Below are 12,145 nucleotides of genomic sequence, written 5' to 3' on the forward strand. Positions count from 1 at the left end.
AAAAACAACCGTTTGCAGGGACGGCCGGCCGTGGCAATTTCGCCTGCGAACAACAAGATTTTCGGGAGCCCTTCGCCGCATGACCTCCGCGACTGACGACCTGCCGCTGGCGGCGGATTTTCCCAAGGCGACCGTCGACGACTGGCGCAAGCTGGTCGATGGCGTGCTAAAGGGCGCGCCGTTCGAGAAGCTGGTCGCCAAGACCTATGACGGACTCAAGATCGATCCGCTCTATCCGCGCGCCAAAGGTGTTGCGCCCGTGGTGGGCCGGCCGGCGGCGGCGCCCTGGCGGATCATGCAGCGGATCGACCATCCCGATGCAAGTGCGGCGAATGCGCAGGCACTGACCGATCTCGAAAATGGCGCGACGGGTCTGGCGCTGGTGTTCGCCGGCGGCAATGCCGCTCACGGTTTCGGGCTGGAACCGACCGCCGACGCAGTCGCAAGGATCTTGAAGGACGTCCATCTCGATGCCGGCATCGGCCTCGAGCTCGAGATCGGTCCGCAATCGCGGATGGCGGCGATCCACGTCGCGGAATATGTGAAGAGCAAGGGCATCGATCCCGGGGCCTGCGACATCCGCTTCGGGCTCGATCCGCTCGCGGCCTGCGCGGTGTGGGGCCACAGCCCCTATACCTGGGATGAGATCGTTCCGGCCATCACCGGCGGCGTCAAGGGCCTCTCCGCGCTCGGCTTCAAGGGGCCGTTTACATCGGCCGACGGACGCGTGATCCACGATGCCGGTGGCTCGGAGGCGCAGGAGCTCGCCTTCGCGCTCGCCTGCGGCGTCGCTTATTTCCGCGCGATCGAGGGCGCGGGCGTTCCTCTGGAGCAGGCGCAGGGCATGGTCTATGCGCGGCTTGCCGCGGATGCAGACCAGTTCCTCACCATGGCAAAATTCCGCGCATTGCGGCTGCTGTGGGCGCGTATCGAGACGGCGTGCGGGCTCACGCCAAAACCGCTGTACATCGCCGCCGATACCGCTTGGCGCATCCTGACGCAGCGCGATCCCTATGTGAACATGCTGCGCGCGACCATGGCGACGTTTGCGGCCGGACTTGCCGGCGCCAACGCGGTCACCGTGCTGCCGCATACGCTGGCGCTCGGCCTGCCCGATCCATTCGCACGGCGCGTGGCGCGCAATACTCAGCTCGTGCTGCTGGAAGAGAGCAACCTCGCCAAGGTCAGCGATCCCGCGGCAGGCGCAGGCGGCATCGAGACGCTGACCGGCCAGCTCTGCGACGCGGCTTGGGCGCTCTTCCAGGAGAGCGAGAGAGCCGGCGGCGCCTTCGCTGCGCTTCAGCAGGGCCTGTTCCAGAGCAAGGTCGCGGCTGCGCGAAAAGCCCGCGACGCCAACATCGCAAAACGCCGCGACGTGCTGACCGGCGCCAGTGAGTTTCCGAACCTGCACGAGAACGAGACTGCGGTGCTGAAGGCGACGCCGATCGCGCTGGCGCCCTATGGCGAGCAAAAATACAAGTTCGACCCGCTGCCGCCGATCCGGCTTGCGGAACCGTTCGAGGCGCTGCGCGACAAATCCGATGCGGCCTTGAAGGCACACGGCGCGCGGCCGAAAGTCTTCTTGGCCAATCTCGGCACGCCCGCTGATTTCACGGCGCGCGCGACCTTTGCCAAAAGCCTGTTCGAGACCGGCGGCATCCAGGCTGTCGACAGCGAGGGCTTCGCTGATCCGGCCCAGCTAGCTGCGGCCTTCAAGGCCTCCGGCGCCGGGCTCGCCTGTCTTTGTTCCAGCGACAAGGTTTATGCGGAACACGCCCAAGCCGCGGCGCAGGCCCTGCAAACCGCCGGGGCCCGACTTATCTATCTGGCAGGCCGCCCGACCGATGTCGAGGCGGCGCTGCGTGCAGCCGGCGTCACCGGCTTCGTCTTTGCCGGTGCCGATGCGCTTGCGACGCTGCAAGACACGTATCGACGGATGGAGCAGCCATGACGGAAGCAGGCAAACCCGTTCTCACCGGCGGCTGCCAATGCGGGGCAGTGCGCTTTGGAGTCATGACGGCGCCGAACAGGGTTTCGATCTGCCACTGCCGGATGTGCCAGAAGGCCAGCGGCGCGCCGTTCGCCTCTTTTGCCGACATCAACAAGACGGACTTCGCCTGGACCAAGGGAAAGCCGTCGTTCTTCCGCTCCTCCTCCATCGCCGAGCGCGGCTTTTGCGCCGCCTGCGGCACGCCGCTGAGCTTTGGCCGCATCGACGGCGATCGGATCGAGATCATGACCGGCGCGTTCGACCGCCCGGACCACGTGGTGCCGACGCGGCAGTTCGGCACCGAGTCCCGTCTCGGCTGGGTGGTCGGGATCGCCAATCTTCCAAGCCAGACCACGCAGCAGAATTACGGACCGGAGAAGATGGCGACCATCGTCAGCCATCAGCATCCGGACCATGATTGAGGCGCCGCCATGTTTCAGCTGCTCGGACAAACGTTGCTCGGTCTGGCAGAATGGAAGATTGGGAAGCTGTTCGCGCGGCTGCTCTGGGTTGGGACCGGCCAAATTACTCAGAGCCGCTTGGACGATCCCGTCTACAAGAAAAATGTGCAAAAGCTGATTGAGCGCAATCGCAGGTTTGAGGATCCCAAGGAATGACCCGCATTCCCAATTTCGCCGACGTCGCCTTCGAGCGCGCCGCCGCCGGCGCCCCGACCGGCAGCGCCGAGCCGTGGCTGACGCCCGAGGGCATTCTGGTGAAGCCCGCTTATAGCGAGGCCGATCTGGCCGGGCTCGACTTCCTCGATACCTATCCGGGCATCGCGCCTTATCTGCGCGGCCCCTACCCGACCATGTATGTCAACCAGCCTTGGACCGTCAGGCAATATGCCGGCTTCTCCACCGCGGAGGATTCCAACGCGTTCTACCGCCGCAATCTCGCGGCCGGACAGAAGGGCCTCTCGGTCGCGTTCGATCTCGCCACCCATCGCGGCTATGACAGCGACCATCCGCGCGTCGGCGGCGACGTCGGCATGGCCGGCGTTGCCATCGATTCCATCTACGACATGCGCACGCTGTTTGCGGGCATTCCGCTCGACCAGATGAGCGTGTCCATGACCATGAACGGCGCGGTGCTGCCGATCCTCGCGCTCTACGTTGCGGCCGCCGAGGAACAGGGCGTGCCGCCGGAGAAGCTCTCAGGGACCATTCAGAACGACATTCTGAAAGAGTTCATGGTGCGCAACACCTACATCTATCCGCCCGCGCCTTCGATGCGGATCATCTCGGACATTTTTGCGTATACCTCGCAAAAAATGCCGAAATACAATTCGATCTCGATCTCCGGCTATCACATGCAAGAGGCCGGCGCGACGCAGGACCTCGAGCTCGCCTATACGCTGGCCGACGGCGTCGAATACCTTCGTGCCGGCCTTGCGGCGGGCCTCGATGTCGACCGCTTCGCGCCGCGGCTGTCGTTCTTCTGGGCGACCGGGATGAACTTCTTCATGGAAGTGGCCAAGATGCGCGCCGCGCGGCTGCTCTGGGCGAAGCTGCTGAAGCCTTTCAATCCGAAGGATCCGCGCTCGCTGTCACTGCGCACGCATTGCCAGACATCCGGCTGGTCGCTGACCGCGCAGGACGTCTTCAACAACGTGATGCGCACGACTGTGGAAGCGATGGCGGCGACGCAAGGCCACACCCAGTCGCTGCACACCAATGCGCTCGACGAGGCGCTCGCTTTGCCGACCGACTTTTCGGCGCGCATTGCCCGCAACACCCAGCTCTTCCTGCAGCACGAGAGCGGCACCACCCGCATCATCGATCCCTGGGGCGGCTCGTATTATGTCGAGCGTCTCACCCGCGACCTCGCCGCCAAGGCCTGGGGCCACATCCAGGAGGTCGAGGAGCTCGGGGGTATGGCCAAGGCGATCGAGGCCGGCGTACCGAAGCTGCGCATCGAGGAAGCCTCGGCCAAGACCCAGGCCCGCATCGACGCCGGCAAGCAGGCGGTGATCGGCGTCAACAAATACAAGCCGACGGACGAAGCTCCGATCGATATCCTCAAGGTCGACAATACCAATGTCCGCCGGCTCCAGATCGACAAGCTGACGCGGCTGAAGTCCGAACGCAACCAAAAGGACGTCGAGGCCGCGCTCGCCGCGCTGACGCGCTCGGCGGGCGAAGGCAACGGCAATCTGTTGGCGCTGGCCATCGACGCTGCGCGCGCGAAGGCAACCGTCGGCGAGATCTCGGACGCGATGGAGAAGGTGTTCGGCCGGCACCGCGCCGAGATCAAATCCATCACCGGCGTCTACAAGCGGGAGGCGTCCAGCATGGGTAACCGGGTCGAGAAGGTTCAGGCGCTGATCGACGCCTTCGAGGAGGCGGAAGGCCGCCGTCCGCGCATCCTGGTCGCAAAAATCGGTCAGGACGGTCACGACCGCGGCCAGAAGGTGATCGCGTCGGCCTTCGCCGATATCGGCTTCGACGTCGACATTGGGCCGCTGTTCGCGACCGCCGACGAAGCCGCGCGCCAAGCGGTCGAGAACGACGTCCACATCCTCGGCGTCTCCTCGCTTGCCGCCGCCCACCTCACCGCAGTGCCGGAGCTCAAGGCCGCGCTGAAGAAGCAGGGCCGCGACGACATCATGATCATCGTCGGCGGCGTGGTGCCGCCACAGGATTACGATGCGCTCTACGCGGCCGGCGCGGAAGCCATCTTCCCGCCGGGCACGGTGATCGCGGACGCGGCCGAGGAGCTGATCCGCAAGCTGAACGCCCGGCTCGGGCATAGCGAGGCGGCAGAGTAATTCGGCCGCCGCTCGGCAATCCGCCCATTCTTCACCGAGACCGCCGACAACGACGCCGCCATGACCGCAATGGTGAAGGGGGTGACTGCATCGCTCATGGTCGCAAAGATGAAGCGCGATGCGAGCGCGACTGCGACGACTGGTTCGCGGAATTGAAGCGGAGCCTGCTCAGATGGGCGCGGTGACGTTTGCGTCCTCAACCGAGGCGGGCAAGACTCCCGGCCTCGCCTTCCACTATTCCACGCATGAGGGCCGCGTTGCCCGCAGAGCGCTGGTAGCGCTACCTTGCAGCCGCGCTGCAAAGCCGACTAGAATGTCGCCATAGACAAGAGCGCCCGACGTCGTGGGCGCCGCTGGGAGGCATTGATGTCCAAGATTACGCGCCGCAGCTTTGCGGCTTCATCTGCCGCAGTCGCGGCATCCGCCGCATTCGGTCTCACACCCGTACGCGCGCAAGCCTATCCAGCGCGGCCCGTCACCGTGATCGTTCCCTGGGGCGCGGGCGGCGGCACTGACGCGACCGCGCGCATTGTCGCAGCGCTTCTGGAGAAGGATCTCGGCCAGCCCTTCAACGTGGTCAATCGCACCGGCGGCTCCGGCGTCGTCGGCCATACCGCGATCGCGACCGCGCAACCTGATGGCTACACCATCGGCATGCTCACCGTCGAAATCTCGATGATGCACTGGCAAGGGCTGACCGAGCTGGCGCCGAAGAGCTACACCCCGCTGGCGCTGATGAACGAAGACCCCCCGGGCATCCAGGTCTCCTCCTCCTCGCCCTACAAGACGGTGAAGGAGCTCGCGGAAGCCATCAAGGCGGCCCCTCCCGGCAAGTTCAAGGCCTCCGGCACCGGCCAGGGCGGCATCTGGCATCTGGCGCTGGTCGGCTGGATGCAGGCGATGGGCCTGCCTGCCAACCAGGTCGCCTGGGTGCCGTCCAACGGCGCCGCACCCGCGATGCAGGACCTCGCCGCCGGCGGCCTCGACCTCACCACCTGCTCGGTGCCGGAAGCCCGCGCCATCATCGAGGCCGGCAAGGCCAGGAGCCTTGCTATCATGGCGCCGGCGCGCAATCCCATCTTCAAGGACGTGCCGACGCTGAAGGAGGCGATGGGCATCGACTACGCGACCGGCGCCTGGCGCGGCATCGCCGGGCCGAAGAACCTGCCGCCGGAGATCGCAACGAAGCTCACCGCGGCGCTGCAGAAGGTCTACGACTCCGCCGAGTTCAAGGACTTCATGAGCAATCGCGGCTTCGGCACCGTGTGGGGCGATGCCGGCCAGTTCGCAAGCTTCATGGACAAGGGCGACGCCCAGATGGGCGAAGCGATGAAGGCGGCGGGTCTGAGCAAGGCGTGATCTTGTCACCTCTCCCCGCTTGCGGGGAGAGGTCGAATTTGAGCGCAGCCCAAATTCGGGTGAGGGGGAGTCTCTCCAAGTCCAGCTTTCACCGCCAGCGCGGACGCAGCCCCGGACTCCACCCTCTCTCCGTAAGAACGGGGTGAGGGATAAGAAATCTCATAGGATCCTCCCATGCGCCTTCCCGACTCCGTCACGGGATCGTTTCTCGTCGTGCTCGGCACCGCAGCCGCCTATGGCGGCTGGCTGCTGCCGCCGGTACCCGGGCAGCCGGTCGGCCCCAACGTATTTCCGCTCGTGATCGGCATTGGGCTTGCGCTGTGCGGGCTCGCGATCGTGTTCGGGATCGGTCACACCTTCGAAGAGGCGGAAGAGCTGATCCCGCTCGAGGATGGCCAGGCAGCGGCTGCCCCGCCGCCTCAGGGAAAGTTGTACGGCCTGCGCGCGCTGCTGCCGCCGGCGCTGTTGCTGTTCTACGTGGTCGCGGCCGACCGGCTCGGCTTCATCATCACCGCGGCGATCATGGTCTACGTCACCTCGACCGCGTTGGGGGCAAAGTGGAAGCTGGCGCTGCCGCTCGCAGCGCTGGCGCCGTTCGCCATCCACCTCATCTTCGGCAAGCTGCTGCGCGTGCCGCTTCCCGCCGGCCTGTTGCCGACACCCTGGTGACCCCATGCTGAAAACCCTGATTGAAGCGTTCGCACTGATCTCCACCTGGGAGGTCATCATCGCGATGTTCGCAGCCTCGGTGTACGGGCTCGTGATCGGCTCGCTGCCGGGCCTGTCGGCGACGATGGCAACCGCCCTGCTCGTCCCCGTCACCTTCTATCTCTCGCCGATCGCGGCGATTGCGACCATCGTGGCGGCCTCCTCGATGGCGATCTTCTCCGGCGACATCCCCGGTGCGCTGCTGCGCATCCCCGGCACGCCCGCCTCCGCCGCCTATGCCGACGAGGCTTACGCCATGACCCGGAAGGGACAGGCCGAGTTGGCGCTCGGGGCCGGCGTGTGGTTCTCGGCCGTGGGCGGCATCGCCGGCGTGCTGTCGCTGATGATTCTGGCGCCGCCGCTAGCCGAGATCGCGCTCTCGTTCTCGACCTTCGAGTATTTCTGGCTGGCGCTGCTCGGCCTGATGTGCGCGACGCTGGTGGCGCGCTCCTCGCCGGTGAAGGCGATCGCCGGCATGTTCCTCGGTCTGCTGGTCTCCTGCGTCGGCATCGAAAATCCCGGCGGCGTGCCGCGCTTCACCTTCGGCCTCACCGATCTGTTCGGCGGCATCGAGCCGATCCCCGCGCTGGTCGGCGTGTTCGCGGTCGCCCAGGTGATGCGCGCGATGCTGACGCCCGAGCCGCCGCCGCTGCCGCGGCGCAAATTCGGAAGCATCATGGCCGGTCAGTGGAAGCTGACCAAGAAATACCATTGGCAGATGACGCGCGGGAACATCGTCGGCATCATCATCGGCGTGCTGCCCGGAGCCGGCGCCGACATGGCCGCCTGGGTGTCCTATGCGATGTCGAAGCGCTTCTCCAAGGAACCGGAGAAATTCGGTACCGGCCATGTCGAGGGCCTGGTCGAGGCCGGCGCCAGCAACAATGCCAGCATCGCCTCGGGCTGGGTGCCATCATTACTGTTCGGCATTCCCGGCGACACCATCGCTGCGATCGCGATCGGCGTGCTCTACATGAAGGGGCTCAACCCCGGACCGACGCTGTTCACCGAGAAAGCGTCGAGCATGTACGCGATCTATCTGATGTTCATCATCGCGAACATTTTGATGATCCCGCTCGGAATCGCCATGATCCGGGTTGCCGCCTACATCCTGCTGGCACCGCGCTCCGCCATCATGCCCATCATCATGCTGTGCTGCGCAGTCGGCTCGTTCGCTATCGGCAACAACATGTTCGGCGTCGTCACCGTCGCCGCCTTCGGCGTGATCGGCTATGTCATGGAAGCCAACGGTTATCCCGTCGCCGCGATGGTGCTCGGCATCGTCATGGGCACCATGGTCGAGCAGGCCTTTGTCACTTCGCTGATCAAGTCGGACGGCAGCATTTTGCCGTTTTTCGAGCGCCCCGTGGCCGCGATCCTCGCCGCCATGGCGATCGGGGCGCTGCTGTGGCCGGTGATGGTCTGGGCGTGGCGAAAGCTGAAACCGGTGCGGACCGGAGTGGCGGCGACATCCCGGTGATATCGGGCGGGCGGCCCTCGCCTGCCCCACGCGGGCGTTGTAAAGCAGGGCATGGTTGAGAAAAAGCCTTCACTGGACATCAAATCCCTCGCCCATGACCTTCGCGCCGGCAGCCGCGCGGCGCTGGCGCGGGCCATCACGCTGGTCGAGAGCCGGCGCAGCGACCATCAGGCGCTGGCGCGCGAGCTGGTGCAGATGCTCTTGCCTGACACCGGCAGAGCGCTCCGCGTCGGCATCACCGGCTCGCCCGGCGTCGGCAAATCCACCACCATCGACGCGCTCGGCATCCATCTGATCGAACAGGGTCACAAGATCGCGGTGCTCGCAGTCGATCCGTCCTCAGCCCGCAGCGGCGGCTCGATCCTCGGCGACAAGACGCGGATGGCCCGGCTCTCGGCTTCCGACGATGCCTTCATCCGACCCTCGCCGTCCTCGGGCACGCTCGGCGGCGTCGCGGCCAAGACACGCGAGGCGATGCTGCTGTGCGAGGCGGCCGGCTTCGACGTCGTGCTGGTCGAGACCGTCGGCATCGGCCAGTCCGAGACCGCGGTCTGCGACATGACCGATTTCTTCCTGGCCTTGATGCTGCCAGGCGGCGGCGACGAATTGCAGGGCATCAAGAAGGGCCTGGTCGAACTCGCCGACATGATCGCGATCAACAAGGCCGACGGCGACAATCTCAAGCGCGCCAACATCACCGCCGCCGATTATCGCGGCGCGCTGCATATCCTGACGCCACGCTCCGAGCACTGGCATCCGCCGGTCGAGACCTATTCGGCGCTGACTGGCGACGGCATTGCGAAGATCTGGCAGAAAGTCCTCGATCACCGCAAGGCGATGAATGCCTCCGGCGACTTCGCCGCACGGCGGCGCGAGCAGCAGGTGAAATGGATGTGGTCGATGCTGGAGCAACGCATGCTGGCGCGGTTGCGCAGCGAGGCGTCGGTGCGAACCAAGGTCCGGAAGATCGAGACCGAGGTGGCCGACGGCCATCTCACGCCGGCGCTCGCCGCCGAAAAGATCCTGGAGTTGCTGCAATGAGCGACAAGCTCCGCGTTCTCCTCACCGCCTTCGGCCCGTTCCCCGGCGCGCCCTACAATCCGACCCAGCCGCTGGTCGCCCGGCTGGTGCAATTGCGCCGTCCCGCACTCGACGATGCCGCGATCTCCAGCCACATCTTCCCAGTCACCTATGCCGCGGTGGACCGGCAATTGCCGGAGGTGCTCGCGAAAGAGAAGCCCGACGCGCTGCTGATGTTCGGCCTCGCCGCACGCACGCCCTATCTGCGCATCGAGAGCCGCGCGCGCAACGCCGTCACCATGCTCTGGCCCGATGCCGCCAACACCCGCTCGAGCAAGCGCGGCATCGCCGGTAATGCGGACGCGCTGATTTTCGGCCCGCACACCGCAAGGCTGCTGCGCGCCGCCCGCCTCACCGGCATCGACGCGCGGCCCTCGCGCGACGCCGGCGCCTATCTCTGCAATTACCTGAGCTGGCGCGCGATCGAAAACGTCAGGGGCGGCGGGCCAAAGCTCGCCGCATTTATCCATATTCCCCTGCTCGCGCGCAGTGGCGCCGTGCGCCGCAAGGGCGCGCCGCGGATCACGCTGGAGGAACTGGTGGACGCCGGGGAAGCGATGCTGATGGAGATGGTACAGTTGGCACGGAAGGCTCGGAACACGACTGTGTAAACATTTAACCCTACCGCGAACAATCCTCACGGCCCCAGCCGCGCGGTCCCGTTTTTGCGCTACCTAACCGCTGCGGACCCCCGCGTCCGCCGGAGGACGCGTCATGGACCTCAATCGCCGCCATCTCATTGGAGCATCGACCGCAGGCCTCGCCGGCGCGCTCGCGATACCAGCCGACGCCGCGCGTGCGGCGCCGCTGACGTCGCTGCTCGGCCGCGATGCCACGCAATATGGCGTGCGGCCCGGCAGCAGCGAGGATCAGACCCGCGCGCTCCAGCGGGCGATCGACGAGGCTGCGCGGGCGCAGATGCCGCTAGCGCTGCCACCCGGCATCTACCGCAGTGGGTTGCTACGCTTGCCAAACGGCGCGCAACTGATCGGCGTGCGCGGCGCGACAAAATTCGTCTTCACCGGCGGGGCCTCGGCGATCCAGAGCGACGGCTCCGATGCAATCGGCCTTTCCGGCATCACCTTTGACGGCGGCGGCATTCCGCTGCCGACGCGGCGCGGGCTGATCCAGATCCTCGGCGGACGCGACGTCCGCATCACCGATTGCGCGATCACCGGCTCCGGCGGCAGCGGCATCTGGCTCGAGCAGGTCTCCGGCGACATCTCGGGCAACATCTTTACCAACATCGCGGTGACGGCAGTGGTGTCGTTCGACGCCAGGGGTCTCAGCGTCTCCCACAACACCATCACCGGCACCAACGACAACGGCATCGAGATCCTGCGCACGGCCATCGGCGATGACGGCACGCTGGTCACCGATAACCGCATCGAGGACATCAAGGCCGGCCCCGGCGGCTCCGGCCAGTACGGCAACGCCATCAACACGTTCCGCGCCGGCAACGTCATCGTGCGCGGCAATCGCATCAAGAACTGCGATTACTCCGCCGTGCGCGGCAACTCGGCCTCGAACATCCACATCACCGGCAACAGCGTCAGCGATGTGCGCGAGGTCGCGCTCTATTCGGAATTCGCTTTCGAGGCCGCGGTGATCGCCAACAACATTGTGGACGGCGCCGCGGTCGGCGTCTCCGTCTGCAATTTCAACGAAGGCGGCCGCATCGCCGTGGTCCAGGGCAACATCATCCGCAATCTGATCCCGAAGCGGCCGATCGGCACCGCGCCGGATGACGATGCCGGCATCGGCATCTACATCGAGGCGGATTCATCTGTCACCGGCAACGTGATCGAGAACGCGCCGTCCTACGGCATCGTCGCCGGCTGGGGCAAATATCTCCGCGACGTCGCGATCACGGGCAACGTGGTCCGCAAGGCACTGGCCGGCGTCGGGGTGTCCGTCGTGCCCGGCGCCGGCACCGCGCTCGTCAACAACAACATGATCTCGGAAACCCCGCGCGGCGCCGTGGTCGGGCTCGATCATGCGCGCGCCGTGACGTCCGATCTGTCGGTGGACGGCGCCCAGCGGTTTGCGCAATTGGTGGTCGGCGGGAATGCGGTGCGGCGATAGCTGCCGCTGCTCGCCTCCTCCCGAACGCTAGAACGCGTTCCGCAGCAGTGGATACTTCGCTTCGAGCCCGTCGAGGCTGAAGGTGAACTCAACCAGGCGCTCGGGGGCTGCGACAATTTCGGCTGCCGGCGGAGAGAACTGCGGCAGAAGCGCCGCCATCGCAGCCAGCGCCTTGGGCGCTGCCGTCGCGGCCGGCACCTTGGGCCCCGTCATCGCGACGGGCGCGGTGGGCGGCGCCATGGCAGCCGGCACTTGGAGCGGTGCCATCGGGGCAGGCGCGGCGACCCGCGCGGCCGGGGCTTCGGAGATGTCGGCGAGAACGCCCGGCTTGGGATCGAGCCTGACCGGCACGGCGGTCTCCGGGACGATGTGCACGGCCTTCGGTTGCACTGTCTGCGCCTGCTGCTCGCGCGGAAACATGCGGGGCATGGTCGCCGGCGACCAGCCGAATGCGGGCGACACGCTCGCGGCCGCCGTGGCGACGTCAGCGCCGGTGGCAAGGGCGCGCCAGGTCTGGACGGCGAGCTTCGCTTCCTGGATGTTTTCGAGAAATGCGATCTCGGAGTGATAGCGGCGCCAGCGCCCGGTCTCGAACATCTCGGAGAGATGCACCAGCCGCTGCTCGGCGAGAGCGCACCAGCGTGCCGCAATGTCGCGGCCAATAGCCACGTCG

Annotated in this window: 11 protein-coding genes; 10 read left to right on the forward strand and 1 reads right to left on the reverse strand. The window is 66.3% G+C overall.

The genetic code is table 11. The features are described 5' to 3' along the window. Positions 1 to 79: 79 nt before the first annotated feature. The 10 genes from IVB07_RS25960 to IVB07_RS26005 all read left to right on the forward strand — a co-directional run bounded on the left by IVB07_RS25960 (position 80) and on the right by IVB07_RS26005 (position 11,472). A complete protein-coding gene (locus tag IVB07_RS25960) occupies positions 80 to 1,951 on the forward strand; it encodes a methylmalonyl-CoA mutase subunit beta (RefSeq protein WP_018456876.1) in 1,872 nt (623 codons plus the stop codon). After that, on the forward strand, positions 1,948 to 2,412 hold the full coding sequence (locus IVB07_RS25965) for a GFA family protein (RefSeq protein ID WP_007608185.1): 465 nt from the start codon (positions 1,948 to 1,950) through the stop codon (positions 2,410 to 2,412). The genes IVB07_RS25960 and IVB07_RS25965 overlap by 4 nt, the downstream gene beginning before the upstream one ends. 9 nt (positions 2,413 to 2,421) lie before the next feature. Then, positions 2,422 to 2,607, forward strand: coding sequence for a hypothetical protein (locus tag IVB07_RS25970; RefSeq protein WP_018456878.1), 186 nt, complete (start codon positions 2,422 to 2,424; stop codon positions 2,605 to 2,607). After that, the gene (gene scpA / locus IVB07_RS25975) at positions 2,604 to 4,760 is read left to right on the forward strand and encodes a methylmalonyl-CoA mutase (protein WP_018456879.1); all 2,157 of its coding nucleotides are present in this window, start codon (positions 2,604 to 2,606) and stop codon (positions 4,758 to 4,760) included. The genes IVB07_RS25970 and scpA overlap by 4 nt, the downstream gene beginning before the upstream one ends. A gap of 366 nt (positions 4,761 to 5,126) precedes the next feature. Beyond that, a complete protein-coding gene (locus IVB07_RS25980; protein ID WP_018456881.1) occupies positions 5,127 to 6,119 on the forward strand; it encodes a tripartite tricarboxylate transporter substrate binding protein in 993 nt (330 codons plus the stop codon). 174 nt (positions 6,120 to 6,293) lie between these two features. After that, on the forward strand, positions 6,294 to 6,788 hold the full coding sequence (locus IVB07_RS25985; RefSeq protein ID WP_007608177.1) for a tripartite tricarboxylate transporter TctB family protein: 495 nt from the start codon (positions 6,294 to 6,296) through the stop codon (positions 6,786 to 6,788). Positions 6,789 to 6,792: 4 nt separating this feature from the next. After that, on the forward strand, positions 6,793 to 8,307 hold the full coding sequence (locus IVB07_RS25990) for a tripartite tricarboxylate transporter permease (RefSeq protein WP_018456882.1): 1,515 nt from the start codon (positions 6,793 to 6,795) through the stop codon (positions 8,305 to 8,307). 51 nt (positions 8,308 to 8,358) lie between these two features. Next, positions 8,359 to 9,348 carry a methylmalonyl Co-A mutase-associated GTPase MeaB gene (meaB, locus tag IVB07_RS25995; RefSeq protein ID WP_018456883.1) on the forward strand — a complete coding sequence of 330 codons (990 nt, stop codon included), beginning with the start codon at positions 8,359 to 8,361 and terminating at the stop codon, positions 9,346 to 9,348. Next, positions 9,345 to 9,998 carry a pyroglutamyl-peptidase I gene (locus IVB07_RS26000; RefSeq protein ID WP_018456884.1) on the forward strand — a complete coding sequence of 218 codons (654 nt, stop codon included), beginning with the start codon at positions 9,345 to 9,347 and terminating at the stop codon, positions 9,996 to 9,998. Before meaB ends, IVB07_RS26000 begins: the two co-directional genes overlap by 4 nt. A gap of 103 nt (positions 9,999 to 10,101) precedes the next feature. Then, entirely contained in the window at positions 10,102 to 11,472 is a 1,371-nt protein-coding gene (locus IVB07_RS26005; RefSeq protein ID WP_018456885.1) for a TIGR03808 family TAT-translocated repetitive protein, read from the forward strand. Between the two features lie 27 nt (positions 11,473 to 11,499). Here the strand turns inward: IVB07_RS26005 and IVB07_RS26010 are convergent, their stop codons facing one another. Next, complete coding sequence (locus IVB07_RS26010) at positions 11,500 to 12,141, reverse strand: TIGR03809 family protein (protein ID WP_018456886.1); 642 nt, start codon at positions 12,139 to 12,141, stop codon at positions 11,500 to 11,502. Between the last annotated feature and the right edge of the window lie 4 nt (positions 12,142 to 12,145).

The sequence above is a fragment of the Bradyrhizobium sp. 172 genome (genome assembly GCF_023101065.1).
GTDB lineage: Bacteria > Pseudomonadota > Alphaproteobacteria > Rhizobiales > Xanthobacteraceae > Bradyrhizobium > Bradyrhizobium canariense_D.

What these genes read in the sequence shown, in the direction of transcription:
- IVB07_RS26000 (WP_018456884.1), top strand. Translation starts at nt 9,345, where the DNA reads ATGAGCGACAAGCTCCGCGTTCTCCTCACCGCCTTCGGCCCGTTCCCC.
- IVB07_RS25965 (WP_007608185.1), top strand. Translation starts at nt 1,948, where the DNA reads ATGACGGAAGCAGGCAAACCCGTTCTCACCGGCGGCTGCCAATGCGGG.
- meaB (WP_018456883.1), top strand. Translation starts at nt 8,359, where the DNA reads ATGGTTGAGAAAAAGCCTTCACTGGACATCAAATCCCTCGCCCATGAC.
- IVB07_RS25980 (WP_018456881.1), top strand. Translation starts at nt 5,127, where the DNA reads ATGTCCAAGATTACGCGCCGCAGCTTTGCGGCTTCATCTGCCGCAGTC.
- IVB07_RS25990 (WP_018456882.1), top strand. Translation starts at nt 6,793, where the DNA reads ATGCTGAAAACCCTGATTGAAGCGTTCGCACTGATCTCCACCTGGGAG.
- scpA (WP_018456879.1), top strand. Translation starts at nt 2,604, where the DNA reads ATGACCCGCATTCCCAATTTCGCCGACGTCGCCTTCGAGCGCGCCGCC.
- IVB07_RS26005 (WP_018456885.1), top strand. Translation starts at nt 10,102, where the DNA reads ATGGACCTCAATCGCCGCCATCTCATTGGAGCATCGACCGCAGGCCTC.
- IVB07_RS25970 (WP_018456878.1), top strand. Translation starts at nt 2,422, where the DNA reads ATGTTTCAGCTGCTCGGACAAACGTTGCTCGGTCTGGCAGAATGGAAG.
- IVB07_RS25960 (WP_018456876.1), top strand. Translation starts at nt 80, where the DNA reads ATGACCTCCGCGACTGACGACCTGCCGCTGGCGGCGGATTTTCCCAAG.
- IVB07_RS25985 (WP_007608177.1), top strand. Translation starts at nt 6,294, where the DNA reads ATGCGCCTTCCCGACTCCGTCACGGGATCGTTTCTCGTCGTGCTCGGC.